This is a genomic window from Nocardia amikacinitolerans NBRC 108937, assembly GCF_001612615.1.
In the GTDB taxonomy this organism is placed as follows: Bacteria; Actinomycetota; Actinomycetes; order Mycobacteriales; family Mycobacteriaceae; genus Nocardia; species Nocardia amikacinitolerans.
On record NZ_BDAU01000026.1, the window covers coordinates 84,261 to 110,384 of the forward strand.

Below are 26,124 nucleotides of genomic sequence, written 5' to 3' on the forward strand. Positions count from 1 at the left end.
CCGCTTTCACTCGTCACTCGAACATCTGGTTGACCGCACCGAGTAAACAGCACCGCACCGGCGGCACACCGACGACACACCGGTCAGAGGTTGCGATGAGTTTTCTGGCGCGCCGCCGTCAGAACCGGTGAAGGGCAGGCGCGAAGTGCGCGAACCGGACGAAAGGAAGCCCCCCATGGAACTGTCACTCACCCAGTTCGTCACCATCGACGGCGTCTGCCAGGCCCCCGGCGCACCGCAGGAGGACACCAGCGACGGCTTCACGCATGGCGGCTGGACCGCACCCTACTTCGACGAGGCCGGGGGCGAGTTCATGAACCAGGTGTTCGCTCGCGCGGACGCCTTCCTGCTCGGCAGGCGTACCTACGAGATCTTTGCGGGCTACTGGCCGCAGCACGACGATCCCGCGGACCCGATCGCCTCGAACCTGAACGCGCTGCCGAAATACGTTGGCACCCACACGCTCTCGCACGCCGACTGGGCGGGCACCGAAGTGCTGCGCGGCGATCTCGCCCAGCGAGTCGCCGAACTGAAGTCCCGCCCTGGTCGGGAGATCCAGATCCACGGCAGCGGCAACCTCGCCCAGACCCTGCTCGCCGCGGGCCTGATCGACACCTTGCACCTGCTGACCTTCCCGGTCCTCCTCGGCACCGGCAAACGCCTCTTCGCCACCGGATCCACCCCGACCGCCTTCCACCTGACCGACTCGCGCACCACCCCCACCGGAGTCCACATCACGACCTACCGCGCCGCAGGCACCCCCGAATACGGCACCGTCGGCCAGTAGCCGACCGTTCACCGGAAAAGATCTTTGTGACCCACGTAACACACGGAGCGGCAGCGGCGAAAGTCAGTACAGCAGCATTCGTTCGGGATCAAGGTTCAACGGCGAACCAGGGGGATCAACGGCGCTCCCCATCTCGGGCGCGATTCGTTCGACGACGAATCGTCACCGCGTCCCGGCGAGGCAGACACAACCGCACAACGATCCGCGTCCCGATGAACGGCCTTCGGACTACACGACGCGGGCACGGACTGCTAGCCTCCGGATTGGAACACGTTTCAATTCGTCAGGGGTTGACATGACAGAACAGATTCGCGACGTCGTCGAGCAGTACGTCAAGCTGGTCGGCACCGGGCCGACAGAAGACATCGTGGAGCTCTACGCCGCCGACGCGACCGTCGAGGACCCCGCGGGCACGCCGCTGCGGCAGGGCCACGACGCCATCCGCGAGTTCTACTCCGTGTTCGACAACCTGGACCGGTCGACCGCGCTGCACGCCGACACCGTGCGGGTCGCGGGCAACCACGCCGCGTTCATGTTCGACGTGATCACCAAGGTCGGCGATCAGCGCTTCACGCTGACGCCGATCGACACGATGGAGTTCGACGAGCAGGGCAAGATCGTCAAGATGCGCGCCTACTGGAGCCAGGACGACATGCGCGGCGAACCGATCTGAGCCGCCCACGACGCCGACGCCGCCCCGGAATCGCCTCCGGGGCGGCGTCGCGTCGTCTGGGTCATGCCGCGTCGAGCAGCGCGCCCGCCAGGGCGGTCGTCGTCTCGAAGGTCACGACGTCGGCGGCCACTCGGAGCAGCCGGTCCACGCACGGCGGGCCGGTCACCAGCAGCAACCGTCCTCCGGTCTGCTCGAGCACGGAACGCGCCTCGAACAGCACGCGCAGCCCCGGAATCCCGAAGAACGTCACCATCGACATGTCGACGACCACGCGCGGGGCGGCGGTGTCGAGCGATCCGATCAGGTGCCGCCGGAACTCCTCGACGGTGAATTGGTCCACCTCACCTGCCACGGCGCACAGCGTGATCTCGTCGCCCGGGGCGGTGATCGAAACCCGTAGCCGCGCAGCGGGATCGGGTCGGTGCGAGCGGGTATCGGTGGATTGGGTGGCAAATACGGTCGACATGAGGACCCCGGTCCCGTCGCGCCCGGACTGGAATACGTGCCGGGCGATTGTTCGTCCCGGCTGCCCGAGGCCCCGGAACTGGGCTGGCTACTCAACCCTGACCAACGAGTACCCGGACAGACAAGTCAGTACACCCCGAATTACGAATCAATCTCGGCAATTCGGACATGCCCGACATAAATCCGGGCCCGCGGGACGATTTCCCGCGGGCCCGGATTCGAAGTTCCGAATTACGCCGACTTCTCCCGGCGCTCGGCGCGCTGCTGCTTGCGCGGCACGATGGTCGGCAGCACGTTGTCGTTCACGGTGTCGGCGTTCACGACCACCTTGGCGACATCGTCGCGGCTCGGGATGTCGTACATCACCGGCAGCAGGACTTCCTCCATGATGGCGCGCAGACCGCGAGCGCCGGTACCGCGCAGGATGGCCTGATCGGCGATGGCTTCCAGCGCGTCCTGGGTGAACTCCAGCTCGACGCCGTCCATCTCGAACAGCCGGATGTACTGCTTGACCAGCGCGTTCTTCGGCTCGGAGAGGATCTTGACCAGCGATTCCTTGTCCAGGTTCGTCACCGACGCGACCACGGGCAGACGGCCGATGAACTCCGGGATCAGACCGAACTTGATCAGGTCCTCGGGCATCACCTCCGCGAAGTGGTCGGTGGTGTCGATCTCGGCCTTGGAGCGCACCTCGGCGCCGAAGCCGATGCCGCGGTGGCCGGTGCGGTCGGAGATGATCTTCTCCAGGCCTGCGAACGCGCCCGCCACGATGAACAGCACGTTCGTGGTGTCGATCTGGATGAACTCCTGGTGCGGGTGCTTGCGTCCGCCCTGCGGCGGCACGCTCGCCTGGGTGCCCTCCAGGATCTTCAGCAGCGCCTGCTGCACGCCCTCACCGGAGACGTCGCGGGTGATCGAGGGGTTCTCGCTCTTGCGGGCGATCTTGTCCACCTCATCGATGTAGATGATGCCGGTCTCGGCCCGCTTGACGTCGTAGTCCGCGGCCTGGATCAGCTTCAGCAGGATGTTCTCGACGTCCTCGCCGACGTAACCCGCCTCGGTGAGCGCCGTGGCGTCCGCGATCGCGAACGGCACGTTCAGCATCTTCGCCAGGGTCTGCGCGAGGTAGGTCTTGCCGCAGCCGGTGGGGCCGAGCATGAGGATGTTCGACTTGGTCAGCTCGACGGTCTCGCCGCGGCTGTCGCGACCCTTGTCGCCCGCCTGGATGCGCTTGTAGTGGTTGTACACGGCCACGGCGAGGGTGCGCTTGGCGGTGTCCTGCCCGATGACGTAGTTCTCCAGGAACTCACGGATTTCGGCAGGTTTGGGCAGCTCGTCGAGTTTGACCTCGCTGGACTCGGCGAGTTCCTCCTCGATGATCTCGTTGCATAGATCGATGCACTCGTCACAGATGTACACGCCAGGTCCCGCAATGAGCTTCTTGACCTGCTTCTGGCTCTTTCCACAGAACGAGCACTTCAGCAGATCGCCGCCGTCTCCGATGCGCGCCATCTCGTGGGTCCCTACTTCCTTGTCCGCGTGCAACCGTCTGTCCAGGTTGCCAGCAATCCGCCGAACTCGTGTGTAATCGCGAACACTTCGAGTATTTCGGGCGGGTCGAGCTATGCCGTCAACCGAGAGCAAAGGTCCCTAGGTCGACCGTACCCGGTGTGCGCGACGGAGGTCGACAACTCGAGCATGTTTCTCGCCGGGGTTGTGCGTGTTCTCACGACATCGAAACACGTTCGGCACATGTTCCGCCGGTGAGCGGCCGGTCCCGGCGCCCGGCCGACCGCCGTGATGTTCGCGCCGTCCGCCACCCTCGCGAACGGTCGATGACACCGTAGCGGAAGCGGCCGGGCAGCCTGCCTTCGGCACACTGCCCGGCCGTATTCGCCTGACGCACAGCAACTTGCGAGCGATCCCGCGAAACGGAAAAGCCCGCAAGCGCCTTACTTCTGCGCGCTCAGTTTGCGGTAGTCGAACACCGTGTCGATGATCCCGTATTCCTTGGCCTCCTCGGCCGTCAGGATCTTGTCGCGGTCGGTGTCCTTGCGGATGGTGTCCGCGTCCTTGCCGGTGTGCCGCGCGAGGGTGGTCTCCATCAGGCGACGCATGCGCTCGATCTCGGCGGCCTGGATCTCCAGGTCCGAGACCTGACCCTGGATGCCGCCCTCCAGCGAAGGCTGGTGGATCAGCACGCGGGCGTTGGGCAGGCAGGCGCGCTTGCCGGGGGTGCCCGCGGCGAGCAGCACGGCCGCGGCGGAGGCCGCCTGGCCGAGGCAGACCGTGGCGACATCGGCGCGCACGTACTGCATGGTGTCGTAGATGGCCATCAGCGAGGTGAACGAGCCACCCGGCGAGTTGATGTACATCGTGATGTCGCGGTCGGGATCCAGCGATTCCAGCACGAGCAGCTGCGCCATGATGTCGTTCGCCGAGGCGTCGTCGACCTGCACGCCGAGGAAGATGATGCGCTCCTCGAACAGCTTGTTGTACGGGTTGGACTCCTTGACACCGAAGCTCGAGTGCTCGATGAACGAAGGCAGGATGTAGCGCGACTGCGGCGAGGCAGGCGCGATGCCGGAGAGGCCGGCGCGTGGGTCGATCAGAGCCATTTCGTCTCCAAAGTCTATGTGTTCAACGACGGTTGACTACGGCGCGGGCCGGAGCTGGTCCGGCCGCCGCTCACTTGGCTGCGCCGTTGGCCTGGTTGGCGTGGCTGATCACGTGGTCGATGAAGCCGTACTCGAGGGCTTCCTTCGCCGTGAACCAGCGGTCGCGGTCGGCGTCGGCGGTGACCTGCTCCACCGACCTGCCGGTGTGCAACGCCTGGAGCTCGTTGAGTTCGCGCTTGGTGTGGGCGAACTGCTCGGCCATGATCGCGATGTCGGCCGCGGAACCGCCGATGCCCGCCGAGGGCTGGTGCATCATGATGCGCGCGTGCGGCAGCGCGTAGCGCTTGCCCTTGGTGCCCGCGGTCAGCAGGAACTGGCCCATCGAGGCGGCCAGACCCATGCCGTAGGTCGCGATGTCGCACTCGGCGAACTGCATGGTGTCGTAGATGGCCATGCCCGCGGTCACCGAGCCGCCGGGCGAGTTGATGTACAGCGCGATGTCCTTGGTCGGATCCTCCGCCGAGAGCAGCAGGATCTGCGCGCACAGCTTGTTCGCGATGTCGTCGTCGACCTGGGTGCCGAGGAAGATGATGCGCTCCCGCAGCAGGCGCTCGTACACCGAATCACTGAGGTTGAGACCAGCAGTCGCGGATGTCATGACCCCTGCCTGGTTGATTGTCACGGATACCTGCCTTCTCTTCTCACCGGCTTGTCACTGCAAGCTGAACAGCGCTGAGTGCCACACAGCCATCACTGGTTCGTTGTCACAAACATTAACGAAGCAGGGCGGCACCGAACTCCCGGTACCGCCCTTCTTCGCTTACAGCGCAATCACGAAACCATACGGCTGTGTCTCACGCTGCGCTTTCACAGTTCTACTCGGCGCTCTCGGCCTCGGTCTCGTCGGCGGAATCCGCGGGCGCGCCGAACATTTCGGCGGTGTCCACGGCGTTGCCCTCGGAATCGGTGACCTTCACCTTACCGACGACACCGGCCAGCGCCTTGCCGCGGCGCACGTCGGCGAAGACCGCGCCGAGCTGACCGGCCTGCTGCACCTGCTGGATGAACTGCTCCGGCGACAGGCCGTAGCGCTGCGACTGGAACAGGATCCGCTCGGTGAGCTCCTCCTGGCCGACCTGGGTGTTCTCCGCCTCGGCGATGGCGTCCAGCAGCAGCTGGGTCTTCACCGACTTCTCGGCGGCCTCCTTGGTGTCCTTGTCGAACTCCTCGCGGCTGGAGCCCTGCGCCTCGAGCGCCTCGGCCAGCTTGGCCTCGTCGTGGTCGAAGCCGTGCACGGCGTCGTGCAGCACGGCGTCGATCTCGGCCTGCACGACCTTCTCCGGCAGCGGGACCTCGGTCTTCTCCAGCAGGGTCTCCAGGACCTTGTCGCGGATCTCGCCCGCCTGCTGCACCTTCTTGACCCGCTCGACCCGGCTCTTCAGGTCTTCCTTGAGCTCGTCGAGGGTGTCGAACTCCGAAGCGAGCTGGGCGAACTCGTCGTCGGCCTCCGGCAGCTCGCGCTCCTTGACCGACTGCACCGTCACCGTGATGACGGCTTCCTTGCCCGCGTGCTCGCCCGCGACCAGCGTGGAGGTGAACTCCTTGGACTCACCGGCCGACAGGCCGACGATCGCCTCGTCGAGGCCCTCGATGAGCTGGCCCGAGCCGACCTCGTGGGACAGGCCGGTGGTGGCGGCGTCGGCCACCTCCTCGCCGTCCACGGTGGCGGCCAGATCGATCGAGACGAAGTCGCCGTTCTGAACCGGACGCTCCACGCCGGTCAGGGTGCCGAAGCGCTGACGCAGCGAGGTGAGCTGCTCCTCGATGTCCTCGTCGCCGATGCTGAACGCGTCGACGGTGACCTCGATCTCCTCGTAGCTGGGCAGCTCGATCTCGGGACGCACGTCGACCTCGGCGGTGAAGGCGAGCTCCTGGCCGTCCTCGATCTTGGTGATCTCGATGTCGGGCTGGCCGATGACCTTCACCTCGGCGGTGGTGACGGCCTCGCTGTAGCGACCGGGCAGCACGTCGTTGACGACCTGCTCGAGGACGGCGCCGCGGCCGAGGCGGGCTTCGAGGAGCTTGGCGGGCGCCTTGCCCGGGCGGAAACCGGGGATGCGGACCTGCTTGGCGAGGGCCTTGTAGGCGCGATCGAAGTCCGGCTTCAGTTCCTCGAAGGGCACCTCGACATTGATCCGGACCCGGGTCGGGCTCAGCTGCTCGACGGTGCTCTTCACGGACATGCTCCTTGGTTCGTTGTTCGTTCGGGTTGGCGCGACTCCCAGCGGGGTGCGCGTACGCATCCCGACCAGGGTAGTTGACCGGCCGTCGGCGCCTGCAATCGGTCACGGCGCGGCGCTGCCCGCAGCGCCGCGACCGGCTGCGTTCAGTTGCCGACGCCGACCGCGTCGGTGACGAAGACCAGCGTCTCGTTGGGCTTGATTCCGCCGCTGCCCGCGCCGTAGCCCAGGTTCGGCGGGATGATCAGCAGCCTGCGCGCGCCCTGCTGGACACCGACGAGGCCTTGGTCCCAGCCGGGGATGACCTCACCGGCGCCGAGGTTCAGCTGGAAGGGCTTGCCGCGATCGAACGAGCTGTCCAGTTTCTTCTTGTCCGACCAGGTCACCAGCACGTAGTTCATGGTGAGCGGCTGATCCGCCACCGCTCCGGGGCCGCTGCCCTCGACCAGATCCTTGACGATCAGCTGGGTGGGCGGGTCGCAGTCGTCGGGGATGGTCACCGTCGGCGTCTCGCCGAAGCCGCCCGTCACCCCGATGTCCTCGGCCGTGCATTCCCGGCCGTGCTTCGCCTGCGCGACGGCGGCGCTTGTGGTGGTCGCCGTCGCGGTGGCGGCGGTGTCCTTGTCGTCGTCGGAGCCGCAGGCGGCCAGCGTGAACGCGGCCGCGGCGATGGCCCCGACACCGATGATCCTGCCGAGTGTGTGCATGCGGCGGACCCTAGACCACAACGCGGCCTCGCGCCCAGCGGCGGTTTCCGGCCGTGTCGGGGTGTCGCCGCCCCCGAACGGGTAATGCGGCCGGTGAAGCGGATTTCCCAGCGACCGTGAGGAGAGTCGGCGAATGACGCAGATGGCCAGTTCCGGGGGCGACACCTCGGCGGACAATGTCGGCGAGCGAGGCGGCGTCTCCATCGCGCCCCGGCCCTATCGGCTGAGCGAGGTGTCCGGGCCGCTGGATCGCGCGGAACTGACCGCGATCGATGCTTGGTGGCGCGCGGCGAACTATCTGTCGGTCGGCCAGATCTATCTGATGAAGAACCCGCTGCTGCGCGAACCGTTGCGGCCCGAGCACATCAAGCCTCGGCTGCTCGGGCACTTCGGCACGGTGCCCGGGCTGAATCTGGTGTGGGCGCATGCCAACCGGGTGATCCGTCGCCGGGAACTGAACGCGGTGTTCGTCGCCGGTCCCGGCCACGGTGGTCCCGGTCCGAACGCCTGTGCGTGGCTGGAGGGCACCTATTCCGAGCTGTACAGCCACATTCCGCGCGACGGCGCTGGGATGGGGGCATTGTTCGCCCAGTTCTCCTTCCCCGGCGGGGTGCCCAGTCACTGCGCGCCCGAGACGCCGGGCTCCTTCCACGAGGGCGGGGAGCTGGGCTATTCCCTGCTGCACGCCTATGGCGCCGCGCTGGACAATCCGGACCTCACGGTCTTCTGTGTGATCGGCGACGGCGAGGCCGAGACCGGACCTTTGGCAGGCAGCTGGCACGCCAACAAGTTCCTCAATCCAGGACGCGACGGCGCGGTGTTGCCGATCCTGGCGCTCAACCAGTACAAGATCGCCAATCCGACCATTCTCGCGCGGATTCCGGAGCACGAGCTGATCGAGCTGCTGCGCGGATGCGGCTACGAGCCGATCGTCGTGGCGGGCGACGATCCGGCGACCGTGCACCAGGCGATGGCCGCTGCCGTTGACGGCTGCCTCGATCGGATCGACCGGATTCAGCGCGCCGCCAGGTCCGGCGCCGACGGCGCGCCCGCGAGCTGGCCGATGATCGTGCTGCGCACCCCCAAGGGCTGGACCTGTCCTCCGGTCGTGGACGGGGACCCGATCGAAGGCACCTTCCGCGCCCATCAGGTGCCGCTGCCCGCCGCGCGGGACAACGACTCGCATCGCGAGGTGCTCGAACGATGGCTGCGCTCGTATCGCCCGGAGGAGCTGTTCGACGACGCCGGCCAGCCGGTGCCGGAATTGCTCGACCAAGTGCCAGCGGGTGATCGGCGGATGAGCGCCAATCCGGTGGCCAACGGCGGCATGCTCGTTCGCGATCTGCGCCTGCCGGACTGGCGCGAGTTCGGCGTCGAGGTGGACTCGCCCGGCGGCACGAAACACGAGGCAACCCGGGTGCTCGGCGGCTGGCTGCGCGAGGTGACCCGGCGCAATCCGGACAACTTCCTCACCTTCGCGCCCGACGAGCTCGCCAGCAACCGGCTCCAGGACATCCTGGAGGTCACCGGACGCGACTGGCAGGCCGAGATCGGTGAATACGACGTCGCGCTGGACCGCACCGGCCGGGTGATCGAGGTGCTCTCCGAGCACATGTGCCAGGGCCTGCTGGAGGGGTATCTGCTGACCGGCAGGCACGGGGTGTTCACCTGCTACGAGGCGTTCATCCACATCGTCGACGCGATGTTCAACCAGCACGCCAAGTGGCTGGACGCGAGCGCGGCGGTGTCGTGGCGGCGGCCGATCGCCAGCCTGAACTATCTGCTGTCCTCGCACGTCTGGCGACAGGACCACAACGGGTTCACCCACCAGGATCCCGGCTTCCTCGACGTGGTGTTGAACAAGAAGCCCGAGATCGTGCGGGTCTACCTGCCACCGGACGCCAACACCCTGCTCTGCACCTACGACCACTGCCTGCGCTCACGCCACTACGTCAACGTGGTGGTGGCGGGCAAACAGCCGCAGGAGGACTGGCTGTCGGTTCCCGACGCAGCAACCCACTGCGCCAGAGGCCTCGGCATGTGGGAGTGGGCGGGCAACAACGACACCGTCGGCAGCACACCGGATGTCGTGCTGGCGTGCGCCGGTGACGTGCCGACGCTGGAGACACTGGCCGCCGCGGCGATTCTGCGTGATCGGTTGCCGGACTTGCGAGTTCGCGTGGTCAACGTGGTGGACCTGATGCGGCTGCTGCCCGCCGACGAGCATCCGCACGGCCTGCCCGACAGGGAGTTCGACACGCTGTTCACCACCGACCGTCCGGTGATCTTCGCCTTCCACGGCTACCCGTGGCTGGTTCACCGGCTGACCTACCGGCGCACCAACCACGGTGAGATGCACGTCCGCGGATACAAGGAAGAGGGGACCACGACAACTCCTTTCGACATGGTGATGCTCAACGACCTGGACCGATACCACCTCGTCATGGACGTCATCGACCGGGTGCCCGACCTGCGCGAGAAGGCCGCGGGGCTGCGCCAGGAGATGGTCGATGCCCGCTGGAAGGCACGCGCGTGGACCCGCGAGCACGGCGAAGACATCCCGTGCGTCGCGGAATGGAGCTGGCCCGAAGTCAGCCTCTGACAGTAGCCGCGCGGCGGGAGCGACAGCCGGTTGTTCACATATCGGCCCCGAAATTGTTTGTGCCAGATGGAAATACACCGCCGCTGTGGAAAACTTCCTTGCGGGCCCGTGGAGGGTCGGCGACGATCGCAGCATGCTGCTGACGATCACCTGCACGCGACCGGAGGGCGCGGACTGGCCCGCGACCGATCTCGGGTTCCTGCTGCACAAAAACCCCGAGCGGGTGCAGGCGTTCGAGCAGTCCTACGGCACCGCGCACGTGGTGTATCCGGAGGCGGATCCGGCGCGCTGTACCGCGGCGTTGGTCCTAGAGGTGGACCCGATCCGCTTGGTGCGCGGACGTTCCCGTGGCACACCGGATTTCAGCCTCGGTCAGTACGTCAACGACCGGCCGTACGCGGCGTCGTCGCTGTTGTCCGTGGCGATCGGCGCGGTGTTCCGCACGGCGCTGCACGGGCAGTGCAAAGCGCGTCCGGAACTCGCGCTCGCCGCGCTGCCGTTGCGGATCGAACTGCCCGCGGTGCCGTGCAAGGGTGGCGCCGAGGCCGCGGAGCGGGTGTTCGCACCGCTCGGCTGGAATGTCTCGACCACGCCGCTCCCCCTCGATCCCGCCTTCCCGGAGTGGGGTGATTCGCACTATCTGCGGTTGGCCCTGGCCGGTGACATGCGGCTGGCCGACGCCCTCTCGCACCTGTACGTTCTGCTGCCCGTCCTCGACGGAGCCAAGCACTACTGGATGGCCGCCGACGAGGTCGACAAGCTGATCCGCGCGGGCGGCGGGTGGTTGGCCGAGCATCCGGAACGCGGGTGGATCGCCCGGCGCTACCTGGCCCGGCGTCAGTCGCTCGTTCGGACAGCGCTGGCGCGCTTGGCGGAGATCGACGAGGCCGATCCGGATGATCTCGGCGCGGTGGAGGACTACGTCGATGGCGCGGATGCGTTGAGCTACAACGCTTCCGGTTCATCCGACCGTTCTTCGCACGGCGGCAGCGCTACCTCTTCGCGGGCGGACAGTTCGATTCCGGAGCACACCGCTGGAGCTACGGGTTCGCACGGGAACGGCATGGCGACACAGTGCACACCGCTAGACGCGGCAGACGCTCAGCCTGGATCGTCGCTGGGCGACGCAACATCCTACGGAATGCACCCTGCCCCGGACCAGGCCGTCTCGCTCGCGGTGACGCAGCGAACGGATGAATCCGCACTGGGCGCCGCCGCTGGCGCGTCTGCCGTCGACTCGGCGGGCGAACAAGGCACCGGCGAAACCCGCGCGCCGTCTCTGGCGGTGCAGCGGCGGCGGGCGGTGCTCGACGCGCTGGGTGAGGTCGGGGCGCAGCGGGTACTGGATCTCGGGTGCGGTGAGGGCGCTCTGCTGCGAGAGTTGCTTGCGGACAAGATGTTCACCGAGATCGTCGGCGTCGACGTGTCGATGCGGGCGCTGCACATCGCCAAGCGCAAGCTGCGGCTGGACCGCATGCCGGAGCGTGTCGCGCGCAGGCTCACGTTGCTCCAGGGCGCGCTCACCTACACCGACGCGCGGCTGCGCGGCTACGACGCGGCGGTGCTGATGGAGGTGATCGAGCACGTCGACCCGCCCCGCCTCGGCGCGCTGGAGCACGCCGTATTCGCGACGGCCGCACCGGGTTCCGTCGTGGTGACGACGCCGAACTCGGAATACAACGCGGCCTACGAGACCTTGCCCGCGGGCAAGTTCCGCCACGACGACCACCGGTTCGAGTGGACCCGCGCCGAATTCGCCGCCTGGGCGACCGGCGTCGCGCAGCGCAACGGGTACCGCGTTCGGCTGCGCCCCGTTGGCGACGAGCATCCCGGGCTCGGTGCGCCAACACAGCTGGCGTTGTTCACCAGAATCGACGGGCCCCGGCCCACCGGCGCGGACACGAAAGGAGCCGTGTGATGACCGAACTGTCCATCCCTGAACTGTCGCTCGTCGTGCTCATCGGCAGCACCGGCTCGGGCAAGTCGACGTTCGCGCGCAAGCACTTTCCGCAGACGGCCGTCGTCTCTTCCGACGCGTGCCGCGGCATCGTCAGCGACGATGAGAACGACCAGTCGGCCACCCCGGACGCGTTCGCGCTGCTGCACCACATCGCGGGTATCCGGCTGCGCCGCGGCCTGCGCACGGTGATCGATGCGACGAACGTGCAGCCGCGGGCGCGGCAGGAGCTCGTCGCGGTGGCGCGCGCCCACGATGTGCTTCCGGTGGCCATCGTGCTCGACGTGCCGGACGCGGTGTGCCTGCGACGCAATGCGCTGCGGCCCGATCGTTCGCATCTCGCCGCGCACGTGGTGCATCGCCAGCAGCGGGAGCTGCGGCGCGGTCTGCGCGGCTTGGAGCGCGAGGGCTTCCGCAAGGTGTACGTGTTGCGCGGGACCGAGGAGATCGAGGGCGCGACCGTCGTCGACGAGAAGGCATGGAACGACAAGCGCGAACTCACCGGGCCGTTCGACGTGATCGGCGACGTACACGGCTGCCGCGCCGAACTGGAGACGCTGCTCGGCGAACTCGGGTACGCGCTGGAGCGTGACGAGGCCGGGCGTGCGGTCGGCGCGCGTCATCCGCACGGACGCACCGCGGTGTTCGTCGGCGACCTTGTCGACCGCGGCCCCGACACCCCGGGTGTATTGCGGCTGGTGATGGGCATGGTCGCCGCGGGAACGGCGCTGTGCGTCACCGGCAATCACGAACACAAGCTGGTTCGCGCGCTGGACGGCAAGAAGGTCAAGGTCGCGCACGGCCTCGCCGAATCGCTGAGCCAGCTCGAGGCGGAGGACGAGGATTTCCGCAAGGCCACGCTCGACTTCTGCCGCGGGCTGATCAGCCACTACGTACTCGACGGCGGCAACCTCGTCGTCGCGCATGCCGGACTGAAAGAGGAGTACCAGGGCCGCGCGTCCGGCCGGGTCCGCGCGTTCGCGATGTACGGCGAATCGACCGGCGAGACGGACGAATACGGCTTTCCGGTGCGCTATCCGTGGGCATCGGACTACCGCGGCCGTGCCACCGTGCTGTACGGCCACACGCCGGTGACCGAGCTGCGCTGGGTGAACAACACGCTCTGCCTGGATACCGGCGTGGTGTTCGGCGGTCGTCTCACGGCGCTGCGCTACCCGGAGCGCGAGCCGGTTTCCGTTCCCGCCGAACAGGTTTGGTACGAGCCGGTGCGCCCGCTCGCGCCGGCCGTAGCCACCACGGCCGACACGACCGCCGCCGTGGTGCACCGCGATCCCGGCGTGCTGGATCTCGACGACGTGCTTGGCCGCCGCGTGGTGCACACCCGCCACCACGGCCGCGTCGGCGTGCAGGAGGAGAACGCCGGGGCCGCCCTGGAGGTGATGAGCCGCTTCGCGATCGATCCGCGCTGGCTGGTGTACCTTCCGCCGACGATGGCGCCGTGCGCGACTTCGTCGCTGGACGGCTACCTCGAGCATCCGGCCGAGGCGTTCGCCTACTACCGGAGCGAAGGGGTGGGCCGGGTGGTGTGCGAGGAGAAGCACATGGGCTCGCGCGCCGTCGTCCTGGTGACCCGCTCAGCGGCGGTCGCGCGGGACCGTTTCGGCGTCGAGGACGACGGCACGGGCGCGATCTACACGCGCACCGGCCGCCCGTTCTTCGACGACCCCGCCCAGACCGAGTCGTTGCTCGCGCGAGTCCGCGCGGCGGCCGAGGCCGCGGGGCTGTTCGAGGACTTGCGCAGCGAGTGGCTGCTGCTGGACACGGAACTGCTGCCGTGGTCGGCGAAGGCCGTCGGACTGCTGCGCAACCAGTACGCGGCGGTCGGCGCCGCAGCGAGGGCCGCGCTCGGCGACACCGCGGCGGTGCTGGCGGCCGTCGCGGCGCGCGGCCAGGACGTCACCGAGCTGGCCGAGCGCACCGCGGGACGGCGCGCGGACGCCGCGGCCTTCACCACCGCCTACGGACGCTACTGCTGGACGACCGACGGGCTGGCCGGGCTGCGCCTCGCCCCGTTCCAACTGCTGGCGGCGGAGGGCGTCAACCACGCCACCCGCGACCACGCCTGGCACCTGGCGGTGATCGATCGCCTGGTCGCCGCCGATCCGGAGCTGTTCACGCCGACGCGCCGGATGGTGGTGGATCTCGCCGATGCCGACAGCGAAGCGGCCGCGACGGCGTGGTGGATCGAACTCACCACCGCGGGCGGCGAGGGCATGGTCGTGAAGCCGTTCGATTCCCTCGTCCGAAGTCGATCCGTCGACCGCCCCGGCACCGACGGTGAGCGTGGTCTCGAGGGACCCGGTTCGGCACCGGATACTTCGGAAACGACCGACACGCCACCCCGAGAACAGTCGGCCCGCCTGGTGCAGCCGGGCGTGAAATGCCGTGGACCCGAATACCTTCGGATCATCTACGGCCCGGAGTACCTGCGCGAGCCCAACCTTCGCCGCCTGCGCACCCGCGGTCTCGGGCGCAAGCGGTCGATGGCGCTGCGCGAGTATGCGCTCGGGCTGGAGGCGCTGGACCGGTTCGTCGCGGGCGAGCCACTGTGGCGGGTGCACGAGGCGGTGTTCGCGGTGCTGGCCCTGGAATCGGAGCCGGTCGACCCGCGACTGTGACGGGCGGCGCTCGAGGCGGTTGTTCGTGGTGCTGGCTCTCGAATCGGAACCCGCCGAGCCGCGTCGGTGCGGACGGCGCAGGAGGCGGAATAGCCGGGCGTCGTCCGCCGCGCACGCGGCAGAGCGAAGGCTGGAGGAAGGGCAGCTGTCCGATGTGCGCATGCTTGTCCGTCCGGCCGTAGACGAGGAGGCCGATAGGTTGACCACCCGCTCGATACGGCTTCACCGTCGACGTGGAGGGCGACGAAACCGAGGCGCGTACCCGACGTCACCCGCCCGCGCGTACCCGACGTCACCCGCCCGCGCGTACCCGACGTCACCCGCCCGCGCGTACCCGACGTCACCCGTGCCGCGCGGCCCGACGTCACCGGTGGCGCACGTACCCGGCGTCACCGGTGCGCCGACCTTCGTTCTCGACCGCCGCTACGTGAACGAGGGCGGGCGCGTCGTCCAGAGGACTTTCACCGCGGCTCGGGACCTCCCGTCGGCACGGATTCGACGTCGGCAGCCGCTTGCCAGATGGATGCCGGGCGCGATATCCCCAGGTCGTCGCAGGTTCTCGGGGTCAGGCGAGCCCGCGATGTGAAGCGCTGAGGCATCGAAAGGTTCACCCTGGGTACCCCGCACACAGTGGGAACGACCGTTGCGGACGGATCGTGACGGCCGTTACAGTCTGCTAGCAGGGCGCTTGCAAGAGTAAGCAGCCCGCCTGCGCGGTTCGGCCGCGCGCAGCCGACAGACAAAGGAGTCTGACCATGACTGCACCCAACGACAACGGGCCGACGCACGAGTCCGACGCACGGACGATGCTGATCGACGAGCGCTTCACCGGACTGGCTTCGAAGTTCTTCGGCATGTTCCGCCGCAAGAGTCAGGGCGGCGGCGCGCTCGCGGTCTATCTGGACGGCAAACCGGTGCTCGACGTGTGGTCGGGCTGGGCGGACCGCGACCGGCCGTGGCGCGCGGACACCATGGCGCTGTCGTACTCGACCGGCAAGGGTGTTGCGGCCACCGTCGCCCATCGGCTCATCGATCGCGGACTGCTCGACGTCGACGCCCCGGTCGCCGAGTACTGGTCGGATTTCGCCGCCAACGGCAAGGCGGACATCACCCTGCGCGATGTGCTGAACCACCGCGCGGGCCTCCAGCGCATCCGCGGCCTGCTGCCCGACCCGCACGACTTCCTGAACCACGACGCGGTCTCCGCCGCGATGGCCGCCTCCGCACCAGATCCGTTGCGGCTGCGCGCATCCGGATACCACGCCATCACCTTCGGCACCCTGGTCGCCGAGATCGCCCAGCGCGCGACGGGTCGGGACTTCACCGATCTGGTCCGCTCCGAACTCGCTGAACCACTGGGCGAGCGCGACTTCTTCTACGGCGTTCCGCAATACGAGCGGCACCGGCTTGCCACGCTCTCGCCGCGGATCGGGGTCGCCAGGGTCCCGATCGACCGGCTGATCGCGCCCTTCGCGCCGCTGCAACTGGTGTATGCCGCCCGCGGCGCGGTCTACGACGGCTGGGCTGACATGTCGATCGGCACCCGACCGTACGACGCGATGATGCCCGGCTGGAACGGCGTCTTCACTGCCCGCGCGCTGGCCAAGATGTACGGCGCGATCGCCAACGACGGCATGGTGAGCGGACGTCGCCTGCTGCGCGCCGAGACGACCGAGCGCATCGCGGAGATGCCGCCCAACGGCCGCTTCGACTACGTGCTCGGCGCGTCGCCGCACTTCGCGCTCGGCTACCACCGCGCCATCGTCGGTCCGCGCATCACCCGAAGGGCGTTGGGGCACTTCGGGATCGGCGGATCGGGCGGCATCGCGTTTCCCGAACTCGGCCTCTCGGTCGGCTTCGTCACGAATCATCTGGGCAATCACGCCATGTCGGTCGGCGACGCCCGGCTGCCGATGCTCGCCGCCCGCGCCGAGCGCATCGCTCGCGCCGCCCGCGGCCAAGCGCCCGTCCCGGTCGAGCCGGAGGCAGCGGCCAGCTGAAGGGTCAGCGCCCCTTGATCTTTCGCCAGCCACCCGCGCGGTTGTCGGCGATGATCTGACGGAACATGGCCGAGAGGGCGCGAGCGTTGACGGTCTCGCCCTCGCGAATGGCCACGGTGCGCGCGGTCTTGTTGTCGTGTCCGCCGGTGATGATGCCCTCGGGATCGGGGACGATGCCTCCGTCGTAGAGGAACACGTTGACGTGCGTCTTCGCGGCGAGCAACGCGCAGATATTGCCGTCGAGCACGAAGTAGGGCTGGACGGTGCGCTTGATCGTCTCCTCGACCTCGGGGTCGGCGGCGTGCACCAGGTCGCGGACCTCGCGGCAGATCGCCTGCTGCCAGGCGGGTAGGGCGTCGATGTAGGCGTCGACGCGCGGGTCGGCCACATACGGCATATGCCGATCGTGGCACAGATACCGGTCCGTCGACAGGGTTTCGGGTCCACCCGATGACCTATCGCACGCGCACCGATGACCCAGCACAAGCGCTCGCCGACGACGCTGTGCGATCCACGAACCGTGCACGATTCACCCGAAAGGCGCTGTCCGCCGCTGATAGGCTGCCTTGCTCACGACCGTCGTGTCGAGGAAGAGCGAGGGGGCCGATTCCAGTGCAACCGGAACAGGCACGGGCCGCCGGAGTGTTCGACGCCGCGCTGACCGGTGAGCTGCGCATGTCGGAACAGACGGCGCTGCGACTCGCGTCGGCCTGCGACGCGCTTGTCGACGGATTGCGACAGCTGCGCGGCACCGACCTCGGCGAGGTGAGCGGTTTTCCCGAGCTGCCCTCCGGAGTCGCGCTGACCCGCGGGTTCGCGGCCAAAGGGCAGGAATTCGCGGACACGCTGACCCTGCTGCAGGAAGCGGCGCTGCGGTACAAGGCCGGATATCTGGCGGCCGGGCAGTTGGTGTCCGAGGCCGACGCCGCCCAGCGCGCGGCACTGGAACTGGCCGCCGACCGCTTGGACGACGGCGCATGAACAGCGCGCCCGACCGCGTCGACGCGGCGACCGACCCGCCGTACGTCACCGATCGGGAATCCTTCGACGCCTACACCCACCGCGAGATCTGGGAACTCGTGCACGAAGCGCTGCGGCCCGCCGAGCTCGGCCGCGTCGCGGCGGGCTGGCAGGCGGGAGCCGAGGCGCTCGACGAGTTGTTCGCGGCGTTCGCGGCTGCGGTGCGACGCGAGTTCGCGGAGTGGCACGGCGAAGCCGCGACGGCGGCGCGCGAATCGACCGAGCAGTTCCTCCGCGCCGGTGCGGCCGTGCGCGACGTCTGCGCCGAACTGCACCGGCTGATGGAGTCGAATTCGTCGGCGGCCCAAGCGATCCGCGATGCCATTCCACCGCCGCCCGAACCCTACGCGCCGAATCCGGACCCGGTGCTCGAGGCGATCGAGGGCGGTCCGCGCAAGATGGCGCACGATATCGCCGCCGCCGAGGCGCTTGCCGACGCGCAGGACACGCTGACCTTCGGCTACAACTCCACCCTCGTCGCCTCCGGCGACGCCGTGCCCGTGTTCGGCACGCCCGACCCGAGCGGTGAGGGCGCGCGGTGAAGTGGGTCTTCACGCCGGACGAGTTCACCTACGTGTGGTCGGTGGAGACCGGCCTCGACCGCCGCCCCTACCCGATCAACATGGCCCACCGCGGCACCGTCCGCAGCGAAAACGACTGGGACAAGCTGAAACTCGCCGAACGCTTTCCCCGCAACGCCGACCCCGACCTGACCGGCGCGCTCACCCTCTGCGCCCGCGGTGACGTCACCACCATCACCGTCTCCGGCGACCGCTACCTCCGAGACGGACGCACCGACGAGCCCATCCTCGCCTTCGGCGCCACCCACCTGGTGTGGGGAACGGTGATCGTCGCTGGACCGTGCGATGTCACCGTGATCGCCTGCCACGCAAGGAAAGTTGCCCAGCACCTGGTAGCCGCCATGGGCTCGGCTCCCTCTGGCCGCCTCGGGCCGATGCGTGAACCACGCGAGGCCGTCCTCCACGCGGATCCCCATCTCTGGCAACAGTCCGATGCCGCACTGCGCGCCGCCACCTTCCGCGAGACCCTGCACCGTCCGATCGACGCGCGCGGGTTCATCACCGTCACCGTCGCGCCGCAAGACCCGATGTCACCACCGACCCGCCACCGCACCTGGTTGGACTTCACCGACGACGGCCGCTACCTCCTGACAACCACCACCGACCTGACCCTCGCCCCGGTCACCGCCCCCGCCCTCGCCACCCACCTCACCCGCTTGGCCGCAATCCGCTGACTCCGCTCTGCCTCCGGATTTCGACGAGCTGTGGCCCGATCAGCTCGGCGGCTACTCGTCCACCTCGACGCCATAGCTTCGAGCGAGCGCCGCAAGCCCAGTTGCGTACCCCTGACCGATTGCCCGCAGTCGCCAGTTGTCGCCGCGCAGGTAGACCTCGGCCAGTAGCAGAGTTCGTTCCTCGGTGGCGGCATCGAGCGTTGCCCTGGCCATCGCCACCGCTTCGCCGCCCGGCGCGAGTTCTATCTCGACCGCGCCGATGTCACCAAAGGTCACGCCCGGGCTGTCGAGTGCGGCGGCGACCACTATTCGACGGCAGTTCACCGGCAGCTCGTCCAGATCTATCTCGATCGACTGTTCGCTGGGGCCCTCCACCACGAGCCCGGCTCCGCCCGTCCGGGGCTGGTTGTAGAAGACGAAATCCTCGTCTGCGGAGACACGCTCGGCGCCGTCGACCAGAAACGCGATCAGATCGACCTCCCATGTCGTGCTCTGCGTCCACGACGCGCGCAGCTGCCACTGGACGCCGCGTTGAGCTATCGGCAGATCGATCACCTGCCCGCGCGCCAGATCGATCGGATCGATGACGGCTTCGGCGACCGCCACCGGACTCACGGCGATCGACGGCCCGCCCGACAACAGCTCCGGGCCGTGCACCGGCAGCCCGAGCTCGATCGCTTTCGCGTGCCTGCGATCGCCGTCGGCCCCCGGCAGCGCGAGCACATCGGTCACCCGAGCCGACATATTCACCGCCGCCGAACCGCCCAGTTCCACGACGCGCGCCCGAGCATTTGCCGCTTCCCCGTGTGCGCCGCCGAGTACCAGGATGCGCCGACCTGCCAGAGGTCCGTTCGCTTTCGACGAGGCGGCGCGACTCGATGCGGCAGGTGCGTCCTTACGCCGTCCCGGTCGAACCTCGCCGAGCATCGCGACGAATCGCCGCTCGCTGATGATCGGCGTGCCCAATTCCGCTGCGCGGCGGGCCTTTCCGGTCGGTCCATGTGGAGTGTTCGTGACCAACAGGCTGGTTCGTCCACTGACACCACCCGTCACATCCAGACCTGCGGCTTCCGCCATGGCGATCAGAGCTTCGCGTTCCGTCTCCGTCTCTCCGGTGAACGCGACCTTCATTCCCTGAACGAGACGGCCATCGTCGCCGAGAACACCTGGGTAGCTGTACTCGCACGGAGTCTTCGGACCCGAACGAGCGCCAGGGCGTCGCCAGGAACTTCGGCTGTTCTCTTTCGGCGGGCAGCGAAGCAGCGGCGGCGCCACCCCGAGACGCGCCGCGTCCGCGACCAAGGCGCGAAAGACCCCTGCCAAAACACGAGTGTCATCCAGTGCGTCGTGCGCTTTCCATCGCGGCACACCGTAATAGGAGGCAAGCGTTCCGAGCTTGCAGTCCGGTGTCGGCGGGGCGACCCGGCGCGCGAGCGCCAGGGTGCACAACCGGTGCCCCACTGGCAGTACGCCACCACTGCGGTCGAACTCGTTCATCAGAAAGCCGTAATCGAAGCCCGCATTGTGCGCGACCATCACCCGTCCGGTCAGCAACTCCGACAGCTGCTCCCGCACGTGTTCGAATCGCGGTGAGCCACGCAGGATCTCGGCGGTGAGCCCGTGCACGTGCACCGGACCGGGATCGCAGCCGGGATCGAGTAGCGTGTGGAACTCTCGCGCGACGCGCCCATCGCTCTCCAACGTCAATGCGGCCACCGACAGAATCCGGTGATCGGACGCGCGTAGGCCGGAGGTCTCGACGTCCACGATCGTGAAGGATCCGAATCCGCCGTCCTGCGGCACTCCTTGGGCAACCATGCTCCCCTGCATGCGAAGGCAATCGGCGGCAGTGCCGAAAGTGTTGCAGGCGAGTCAGTTACGGGCGGCGATCAGCTCGGGAGCTCGAAGCGCAGGCCGACACCCGGTGTCGCGTGCATGGTCACTCGACCTTCATCTCGCCAGCATCGCAAACGTGCGGGACTCGCTTCGCCGAGGGGCCGTTCTCGCCTGGTCTCCGCCCCGGAAAATCCGTTGTTCCCGGGGCGGCGGGTCCGTAGCGTCACGTCGGTTTGTTCACCATCGACCGGAAGGAGTCGACACTGTCATGAAACCTGTCACCGAACGCGATATCAGGTCGTCGTTCGTCAACTGTTCCAAGGGTGACGCCAAGCGGCTGTCCGTGCCGCGCGATCTCGCGGAGCGGCCGTGGGACGATCTGGATTTCCTCGGCTGGGGTGATCCGACGTTGCCGGGTCGCTGCTACCTGGTGGTTCCGCAGGACGAACGGCTGGTCGGCGTCGCGTTGCGCTACGAGACCGGCGGGACCGGCAAGCCGCAGCTGTGCGCGATCTGCCTGACCACGCACACCGGCGGCGACGTCGTCCTGATGACCGCGCACAAGGCGGGCGATTCCGGTCGCCGAGGCAACTCGATCGGCACCTACATGTGCACCGATCTGGCCTGCTCGCTGTACGCGCGCGGCAAGAAGCGTCCCGCCCTCGGCAGCCGCTACCGCGAGGACCTCACACCCGAGGAGAAGATCGACCGGGTCCGCGACAACATGAACGCCTTCCTGACCCGCCTCTACAGCTGACCCACCCGCAGCACCGACTGCCCATCCGATAGGAGGTAGATGCCATGCGCCGACACTCGACACCCCGCACCCCGCAGGCACCCGAGTCCCCTCTCCCTCAACGGGACTCGGGATGCCCGGGATTCCTCTCCGGTCGAGACGCGCCGCCCAGTCCGGCCCGCCCCGTCCGGAGAGGAATCCCCTACGGCCAGCACTTGTTGCACACGCCCTTGCCTCGACGACGCGCGTCAGCGGAGGTCACCTGTTCGACCGGCGCGATCCGTCCGCCGCGTCGACGCGAGTTCTCGACACCCTGCCGATACCCGGGACAGTCGACGCCGCGATGAAAGACCCGCTCGGTCTCCGTCACGATGCCGACGGTCGCGTCGGGCGGCCAGGGCCGCTGAAACTGAGTGGGGCCGTGCCCCATCGCATCCACCACGGCGATCACGGTACCGATCCCGAGCGGTCCGGGAGGGTCGAAAGATGGTCGGGGTGACAGGATTTGAACCTGCGACCCTCCGCTCCCAAAGCGGATGCGCTACCAAGCTGCGCTACACCCCGAGGCCTCGCGGTGGCGGGGGCCGCCGACGAGTATGAATCGTGCGTTGAGCGGGTGACGGGAATCGAACCCGCACCATCAGCTTGGAAGGCTGAGGTTCTACCATTGAACTACACCCGCAGGCATACGACATCGATGGGATCGCCACGATGTCGTGTGCACCACGCACTGTACCGAATCCGGTTCAGGAAACGCCAATCGCCCCCGTCCGCACGGTGCATCGTCAGCCCTCGGCCCTGATCAGATCGCCGGACGAGTCGCGGAGGTCTCGCGGCCGACAGGCACCGACCCCGTGTCGTGCGTGGACCCGTCGCTGAACGGATTCCAGCTCGGCGACCACCCTCGCGACACGCCGAACGAATCACCGACGGCGACCACCGCGTTCCGGACGGAACGAACCCTGCGGTCTCAGACCGCGGCGCACGCGCGGAACCCCGCGTCGACCGGCCCGTTCAGCACACTCCCGGCGTGTCGACCCGCGACTCTCCAGCGAACGAAAATTGATGTGTAACACCCGCGCCGCTGTAACGATCACACATCCGATCGCCATTCGCGAGGCATCGAAAACTCGTTGTAAAACGCCGTTTTTCAGTGCCGAGTGGCTTGCTAGGATCCTTTTTGCCGGACGGGGGTATCTGGAAAGGGGGCGGTGAGCGTGCGCCGAGCGAGGTGGACACAACCGCGTAGCAGTAGTGATCGGGGTGAGGCCGGCACCTGTGTGCGCACAGGGCACCCGGGTACCGACGTTGCCCACGGTCGGTGAATGCGATGGCGACCGACATCGAACCGCCAGTCGCCGCGATGTGTCGCGCCTGGGCACGGGCCGTGTGCTCCGAACCGGGTTCGCATACGACGCCGCATCAGCTGGAGCCTGTTCTCATCGAGCTGGTCGAACGGTTGCTGTATCTGGCCAGGCACGAGCCTTTCCCGGTGCCGGAGGCGCGGATGCTCGGCGCCCGGCTCGCCGAGCCGCCGTTCGAGCGGACCAGGATGCTCGCGCAGGCCAGTCGCTGGCTGCTCGGCTTCCCCTCGGGCCGACCGGGCTCGTTGGTGGCGACCCGCTGGCCGTTCGTCGCCAGCCAGGCCATCGACAGTTACGCCCAGGCCCTGCAGGAGCGGGCGCTGGCCCAGCAGGAGCAGAGTCTTTCGGCCAAGGTGTCGCTGCGGGTGCAGGAGATCGCCGCCCTCCAGCACCGGCTCCGCCACGAGGCCACTCACGACGCGCTCACCGACCTCGCCAACCGGACCTTGCTCCAGGACCAGGTGCGCCGCATGGCCACCGACCCGAACAGCTGCGTGGGGCTGCTGCTCATCGACCTGGACCGGTTCAAGCAGATCAACGACGGATACGGGCACGCCGTCGGAGACGAGGTGCTCGTCGAACTGGCCAACCGGCTGCGCGAGGTCTGCCCGCCCGACACGGTGATCTGCCGGTACGGCGGTGACGAGTTCGTGCTCGCGGTGAACCGGGACGGCAAGACGCTCACCGAGATCGCCAACCGCATCGTGGGAGCGCTGCGCGACCCGGTGTGGTCGTCGGCGGGCCCGGTGCCGGTCTCGGCGAGTGTGGGCACCGCCTACAACCCGCCGGGCGCCCCGTGCGACTTCACCGATCTGCTGCGGCGCGCCGATCGGGCGATGTACACGGCCAAGACGGCGGGCGGGCGACGGTTCGCGTTCTCCGATTCCGACGAACCGGAGATAGACGCGGCCGTCGCCGGCTGAACCCGCAAACCCCGTCCGCGGGCGCGGGTGGGGTCCCGAAGGAGGTCAGCTCGGCTGGCAGGCGGGGCACCAGAAGAGGTTGCGCCCTTCCAGCACCGCGTGGGCAACCGGCTCGGCACATACTCGGCAACCCGCGCCGAGGCGGCGGTAGACGTAGGTGCGCGGGCGGTCGGGAGCGTAGGACGGCTCGCCGTGATCGTGCTCGGGACGGACGACGTGCATGCGGCCGGTCGCCACGCCGACGGGCATCAGCTCGACCAGATCCGACCAGAGTGCGCTCCACTCTTCGGCACTCAGGTCGACGCCGGGGCGGTAGGGCGAAATGCCGTGCCGGAAGAGCACTTCGGCGCGGTAGACGTTGCCGACACCGGCGATCACGCTCTGGTCCATCAGCAGCGCGCCGATCGGCCTGCGGGAACGGCGGATTCGCGCGAAGGCGCGGTCCGGATCGGCGTCGGGGCGCAGCGGGTCGGCGCCGAGGCGGTCGGTCAGCGCCTCGACCTCCGGCGGCAGCAGTACCTCGCAGGCCGCGGGACCGCGCAGATCGGTGCCGAAGCCGTCGCCGACCATCCGCATCCTGACCTGCCCGACGGGCACGCCCATCGGCGGTTCCGCGTCGTAGAACTTGCCGTAGAGCCCGAGGTGCACGTGCACCGCGAGGCCCGATTCGTAATGGTGCAGCAGGTGTTTGCCGTGCGCTTCCGAGCGCACGAGTCGCTGTCCGTCCACCAGCGCGGCGCCGTCGGCGAACCGGCCCTGCGGACTCGACACCCGGACCACACCGCCGGCGAAAGCTCGCTGATGCTGATTCGCCAAGCGGTGCAGCGTGTGCCCTTCAGGCATCCGTCGTCGCGACCTCAGTACGCAGGGACGGCGGGAGCGATACCGGTCTTCTCGTACTCGGCCAGGATGTCGATGCGGCGCTGGTGGCGCTCCTCGTCGGACCACGGGGTCGAGACGAAGGCGTCGACGATGGCCAGCGCCTCCTCGGTGGAGTGCATGCGGCCGCCGATGCCGATCAGCTGCGCGTTGTTGTGCTCACGGGCCAGCTTCGCGGTCTCCACGCTCCACGCGAGGGCGCAACGGGCGCCGGGCACCTTGTTCGCGGCGATCTGCTCGCCGTTGCCGCTGCCGCCGAAGACCAGGCCGAGGCTGCCCGGATCGGCGACGGTGCGACGGGCCGCCTCGATGCAGAAGGCGGGGTAGTCGTCCAGAGCGTCGTACTCGAGGGCGCCGCAGTCGACGACCTCGTGGCCCGCCTGCTGGAGATGGGCCTTGACGTGATTCTTCAGTTCGAAACCGGCATGGTCGGCACCCAGGTATACGCGCATGGCTGCGATTCTGTCAGGCCGCTCGACGGCCGATCCGGGTGGGCACCATCCGCCATCAACACCGGAGCCGTCCGGCGCGAATCTGCTGACACGAGACGTGCCAGCGGGCACTGACCAGCGTGTGTGCGATAGCACGCGGCGCTGGCACCTCGGACGCGAGAACCCCGCCCCCACCGATGAATAGAGTGCATTTCATGCAGCCGCACGAACCGACGCCGCCGGACCGAGCCGACCAGCCGGAGTCCCCGTACGCGCCGCCGAGCGGGTGGGGGCAGGAACAGCAACCGCCGCAGCCCGGCTCGGCGATACCGCAGCACACCGGCGCCCACCCGACCTACGGCACCGCGACTTCGAGGCCGCACGGCACCGAACCGACGTCGCCCTACGGCGCTGGGTCTGCGTCGCCTTACAGCGCTGGATCCACCTCGCCTTACGGCGCTCAGCCAACGCCGCCTCACAGCACCGGATCCACCACGCCTTACGGCGCTCAGCCAACGCCGCCTCACAGCACCGGATCCACCACGCCCTATGGCGCTCAGCCAACGTCGCCTCACGCCGAGCACATGACGCCCTACGGCGCGCCACCACCCGTGCCGCCGAAGAACATGCCGCGCGGTCTCTCTCCGTTCGGGATGCCCGCCAGGCACAGCTGGGAGATCCCGCTGCTCGTTCTGGTGGTGGTGTGCACGGCGGTCGCGTATCTGATCGCGATCGTCATGCTCATCGTGGTGCTCGCCGACGGGGCCGTGCCGAGCGACTATCTGCTGCTGCTCGTCTTCGCGCCGATCCTGGTCTGGGTCGGGCGCGGTATCAACTACGCGTCGCAGCGGGTGAACGGGGTGAAGATGTCGCCGACGCAGTTCCCCGAGGGCTACCAGATGGTGGTCGACGCGGCGGCCCGCTTCGGCATGGCGAAGGTGCCCGACGCCTACGTGGTGCTCGGCAACGGCCAGATCAACGCCTTCGCCTCC

At 68.3% G+C, this 26,124-nt stretch carries 22 protein-coding genes, 2 tRNA genes and 1 pseudogene; 12 read left to right on the top strand and 13 right to left on the bottom strand.

The annotated features are described in order from the left end of the window. Window positions 1–175 precede the first annotated feature (175 nt). Complete coding sequence (locus NAM01S_RS19975; protein WP_067787448.1) at window positions 176–787, top strand: dihydrofolate reductase family protein; 612 nt, start codon at window positions 176–178, stop codon at window positions 785–787. Window positions 788–1,082: 295 nt separating this feature from the next. Then, complete coding sequence (locus tag NAM01S_RS19980; protein WP_067787449.1) at window positions 1,083–1,460, top strand: nuclear transport factor 2 family protein; 378 nt, start codon at window positions 1,083–1,085, stop codon at window positions 1,458–1,460. Window positions 1,461–1,521: 61 nt separating this feature from the next. Here NAM01S_RS19980 and NAM01S_RS19985 read toward each other — a convergent pair whose 3' ends face one another. From NAM01S_RS19985 to NAM01S_RS20010, 6 genes are all read right to left on the bottom strand, one after another. Then, window positions 1,522–1,926, bottom strand: a complete 405-nt coding sequence (locus NAM01S_RS19985; RefSeq protein WP_067787451.1) for an STAS domain-containing protein — start codon at window positions 1,924–1,926, stop codon at window positions 1,522–1,524. A 230-nt stretch (window positions 1,927–2,156) separates the two neighbouring features. Next, window positions 2,157–3,437, bottom strand: a complete 1,281-nt coding sequence (clpX, locus tag NAM01S_RS19990) for an ATP-dependent Clp protease ATP-binding subunit ClpX (protein ID WP_067787500.1) — start codon at window positions 3,435–3,437, stop codon at window positions 2,157–2,159. Window positions 3,438–3,877: 440 nt separating this feature from the next. Further along, window positions 3,878–4,543 carry an ATP-dependent Clp protease proteolytic subunit gene (locus NAM01S_RS19995; RefSeq protein WP_067787453.1) on the bottom strand — a complete coding sequence of 222 codons (666 nt, stop codon included), beginning with the start codon at window positions 4,541–4,543 and terminating at the stop codon, window positions 3,878–3,880. Window positions 4,544–4,613: 70 nt separating this feature from the next. Then, window positions 4,614–5,201 (bottom strand): ATP-dependent Clp protease proteolytic subunit, encoded by a 588-nt coding sequence (locus tag NAM01S_RS20000; protein ID WP_067787454.1) that lies wholly within the window; start codon window positions 5,199–5,201, stop codon window positions 4,614–4,616. A 217-nt stretch (window positions 5,202–5,418) separates the two neighbouring features. Further along, complete coding sequence (tig, locus tag NAM01S_RS20005; RefSeq protein WP_067787502.1) at window positions 5,419–6,780, bottom strand: trigger factor; 1,362 nt, start codon at window positions 6,778–6,780, stop codon at window positions 5,419–5,421. A gap of 149 nt (window positions 6,781–6,929) precedes the next feature. Next, entirely contained in the window at window positions 6,930–7,490 is a 561-nt protein-coding gene (locus NAM01S_RS20010; RefSeq protein ID WP_067787456.1) for an FKBP-type peptidyl-prolyl cis-trans isomerase, read from the bottom strand. A gap of 142 nt (window positions 7,491–7,632) precedes the next feature. On the opposite strand from NAM01S_RS20010, the gene NAM01S_RS20015 reads away from it, so the two are divergent. The 4 genes from NAM01S_RS20015 (at window position 7,633) to NAM01S_RS20030 (ending at window position 16,688) form a co-directional block, all read left to right on the top strand. Further along, entirely contained in the window at window positions 7,633–10,092 is a 2,460-nt protein-coding gene (locus tag NAM01S_RS20015; RefSeq protein WP_372511693.1) for a phosphoketolase family protein, read from the top strand. A 133-nt stretch (window positions 10,093–10,225) separates the two neighbouring features. Further along, window positions 10,226–12,010 carry a 3' terminal RNA ribose 2'-O-methyltransferase Hen1 gene (locus NAM01S_RS20020; RefSeq protein ID WP_067787506.1) on the top strand — a complete coding sequence of 595 codons (1,785 nt, stop codon included), beginning with the start codon at window positions 10,226–10,228 and terminating at the stop codon, window positions 12,008–12,010. After that, complete coding sequence (locus tag NAM01S_RS20025; RefSeq protein WP_067787457.1) at window positions 12,010–14,688, top strand: polynucleotide kinase-phosphatase; 2,679 nt, start codon at window positions 12,010–12,012, stop codon at window positions 14,686–14,688. The genes NAM01S_RS20020 and NAM01S_RS20025 overlap by 1 nt, the downstream gene beginning before the upstream one ends. Before the next feature lie 755 nt (window positions 14,689–15,443). After that, window positions 15,444–16,688 (top strand): serine hydrolase domain-containing protein, encoded by a 1,245-nt coding sequence (locus NAM01S_RS20030; protein WP_067787459.1) that lies wholly within the window; start codon window positions 15,444–15,446, stop codon window positions 16,686–16,688. 4 nt (window positions 16,689–16,692) lie between these two features. Here NAM01S_RS20030 and NAM01S_RS20035 read toward each other — a convergent pair whose 3' ends face one another. Further along, complete coding sequence (locus tag NAM01S_RS20035; protein WP_067787461.1) at window positions 16,693–17,085, bottom strand: DUF1801 domain-containing protein; 393 nt, start codon at window positions 17,083–17,085, stop codon at window positions 16,693–16,695. Window positions 17,086–17,300: 215 nt separating this feature from the next. Here NAM01S_RS20035 and NAM01S_RS20040 point away from each other — a divergent pair, with 215 nt between their 5' ends. The 3 genes from NAM01S_RS20040 to NAM01S_RS20050 are packed head-to-tail and all read left to right on the top strand — an operon-like array spanning window position 17,301 to window position 18,963. Beyond that, window positions 17,301–17,669 (top strand): hypothetical protein, encoded by a 369-nt coding sequence (locus NAM01S_RS20040; protein WP_067787462.1) that lies wholly within the window; start codon window positions 17,301–17,303, stop codon window positions 17,667–17,669. Beyond that, complete coding sequence (locus NAM01S_RS20045; RefSeq protein WP_067787464.1) at window positions 17,666–18,250, top strand: WXG100 family type VII secretion target; 585 nt, start codon at window positions 17,666–17,668, stop codon at window positions 18,248–18,250. Before NAM01S_RS20040 ends, NAM01S_RS20045 begins: the two co-directional genes overlap by 4 nt. After that, the gene (locus NAM01S_RS20050; RefSeq protein WP_067787465.1) at window positions 18,247–18,963 is read left to right on the top strand and encodes an ESX secretion-associated protein EspG; all 717 of its coding nucleotides are present in this window, start codon (window positions 18,247–18,249) and stop codon (window positions 18,961–18,963) included. The genes NAM01S_RS20045 and NAM01S_RS20050 overlap by 4 nt, the downstream gene beginning before the upstream one ends. Window positions 18,964–19,014: 51 nt before the next feature. Here the strand turns inward: NAM01S_RS20050 and NAM01S_RS20055 are convergent, their stop codons facing one another. After that, window positions 19,015–20,781 (bottom strand): TerD family protein, encoded by a 1,767-nt coding sequence (locus NAM01S_RS20055; protein ID WP_253798967.1) that lies wholly within the window; start codon window positions 20,779–20,781, stop codon window positions 19,015–19,017. A 286-nt stretch (window positions 20,782–21,067) separates the two neighbouring features. Here NAM01S_RS20055 and NAM01S_RS20060 point away from each other — a divergent pair, with 286 nt between their 5' ends. Then, on the top strand, window positions 21,068–21,556 hold the full coding sequence (locus NAM01S_RS20060) for an FBP domain-containing protein (RefSeq protein ID WP_067787469.1): 489 nt from the start codon (window positions 21,068–21,070) through the stop codon (window positions 21,554–21,556). A gap of 181 nt (window positions 21,557–21,737) precedes the next feature. Here NAM01S_RS20060 and NAM01S_RS20065 read toward each other — a convergent pair whose 3' ends face one another. The 3 genes from NAM01S_RS20065 to NAM01S_RS20075 form a co-directional block, all read right to left on the bottom strand. Continuing rightward, window positions 21,738–21,986: a hypothetical protein gene (locus NAM01S_RS20065; protein ID WP_067787471.1), complete on the bottom strand. Its 249-nt coding sequence runs from the start codon at window positions 21,984–21,986 to the stop codon at window positions 21,738–21,740. Between the two features lie 36 nt (window positions 21,987–22,022). Continuing rightward, window positions 22,023–22,099: transfer RNA gene (locus NAM01S_RS20070), tRNA-Pro, on the bottom strand. Between the two features lie 47 nt (window positions 22,100–22,146). Further along, a tRNA-Gly gene (locus tag NAM01S_RS20075) sits at window positions 22,147–22,217 on the bottom strand. Window positions 22,218–22,865: 648 nt separating this feature from the next. On the opposite strand from NAM01S_RS20075, the gene NAM01S_RS20080 reads away from it, so the two are divergent. Beyond that, entirely contained in the window at window positions 22,866–23,822 is a 957-nt protein-coding gene (locus NAM01S_RS20080; protein ID WP_067787473.1) for a GGDEF domain-containing protein, read from the top strand. Window positions 23,823–23,867: 45 nt separating this feature from the next. Here the strand turns inward: NAM01S_RS20080 and NAM01S_RS20085 are convergent, their stop codons facing one another. Both NAM01S_RS20085 and NAM01S_RS20090 read right to left on the bottom strand, forming a co-directional pair. Further along, window positions 23,868–24,665: an Fpg/Nei family DNA glycosylase gene (locus tag NAM01S_RS20085; RefSeq protein WP_067787475.1), complete on the bottom strand. Its 798-nt coding sequence runs from the start codon at window positions 24,663–24,665 to the stop codon at window positions 23,868–23,870. A 14-nt stretch (window positions 24,666–24,679) separates the two neighbouring features. Continuing rightward, window positions 24,680–25,153, bottom strand: coding sequence for a ribose-5-phosphate isomerase (locus NAM01S_RS20090; protein WP_067787476.1), 474 nt, complete (start codon window positions 25,151–25,153; stop codon window positions 24,680–24,682). Window positions 25,154–25,458: 305 nt separating this feature from the next. Here NAM01S_RS20090 and NAM01S_RS37370 point away from each other — a divergent pair. After that, window positions 25,459–26,124, top strand: a pseudogene (locus tag NAM01S_RS37370) (hypothetical protein); the annotation flags it as partial.

Excerpts from the sequence above, each read along its gene's own strand:
- NAM01S_RS19975 (WP_067787448.1), top strand. The coding sequence starts at position 176 with ATGGAACTGTCACTCACCCAGTTCGTCACCATCGACGGCGTCTGCCAG.
- NAM01S_RS19980 (WP_067787449.1), top strand. The coding sequence starts at position 1,083 with ATGACAGAACAGATTCGCGACGTCGTCGAGCAGTACGTCAAGCTGGTC.
- NAM01S_RS19985 (WP_067787451.1), bottom strand. The coding sequence starts at position 1,926 with ATGTCGACCGTATTTGCCACCCAATCCACCGATACCCGCTCGCACCGA.
- clpX (WP_067787500.1), bottom strand. The coding sequence starts at position 3,437 with ATGGCGCGCATCGGAGACGGCGGCGATCTGCTGAAGTGCTCGTTCTGT.
- NAM01S_RS19995 (WP_067787453.1), bottom strand. The coding sequence starts at position 4,543 with ATGGCTCTGATCGACCCACGCGCCGGCCTCTCCGGCATCGCGCCTGCC.
- NAM01S_RS20000 (WP_067787454.1), bottom strand. The coding sequence starts at position 5,201 with ATGACATCCGCGACTGCTGGTCTCAACCTCAGTGATTCGGTGTACGAG.
- NAM01S_RS20010 (WP_067787456.1), bottom strand. The coding sequence starts at position 7,490 with ATGCACACACTCGGCAGGATCATCGGTGTCGGGGCCATCGCCGCGGCC.
- NAM01S_RS20015 (WP_372511693.1), top strand. The coding sequence starts at position 7,633 with ATGGCCAGTTCCGGGGGCGACACCTCGGCGGACAATGTCGGCGAGCGA.
- NAM01S_RS20020 (WP_067787506.1), top strand. The coding sequence starts at position 10,226 with ATGCTGCTGACGATCACCTGCACGCGACCGGAGGGCGCGGACTGGCCC.
- NAM01S_RS20025 (WP_067787457.1), top strand. The coding sequence starts at position 12,010 with ATGACCGAACTGTCCATCCCTGAACTGTCGCTCGTCGTGCTCATCGGC.
- NAM01S_RS20030 (WP_067787459.1), top strand. The coding sequence starts at position 15,444 with ATGACTGCACCCAACGACAACGGGCCGACGCACGAGTCCGACGCACGG.
- NAM01S_RS20035 (WP_067787461.1), bottom strand. The coding sequence starts at position 17,085 with ATGCCGTATGTGGCCGACCCGCGCGTCGACGCCTACATCGACGCCCTA.
- NAM01S_RS20045 (WP_067787464.1), top strand. The coding sequence starts at position 17,666 with ATGAACAGCGCGCCCGACCGCGTCGACGCGGCGACCGACCCGCCGTAC.
- NAM01S_RS20055 (WP_253798967.1), bottom strand. The coding sequence starts at position 20,781 with ATGGTTGCCCAAGGAGTGCCGCAGGACGGCGGATTCGGATCCTTCACG.
- NAM01S_RS20060 (WP_067787469.1), top strand. The coding sequence starts at position 21,068 with ATGAAACCTGTCACCGAACGCGATATCAGGTCGTCGTTCGTCAACTGT.
- NAM01S_RS20080 (WP_067787473.1), top strand. The coding sequence starts at position 22,866 with ATGGCGACCGACATCGAACCGCCAGTCGCCGCGATGTGTCGCGCCTGG.
- NAM01S_RS20085 (WP_067787475.1), bottom strand. The coding sequence starts at position 24,665 with ATGCCTGAAGGGCACACGCTGCACCGCTTGGCGAATCAGCATCAGCGA.
- NAM01S_RS20090 (WP_067787476.1), bottom strand. The coding sequence starts at position 25,153 with ATGCGCGTATACCTGGGTGCCGACCATGCCGGTTTCGAACTGAAGAAT.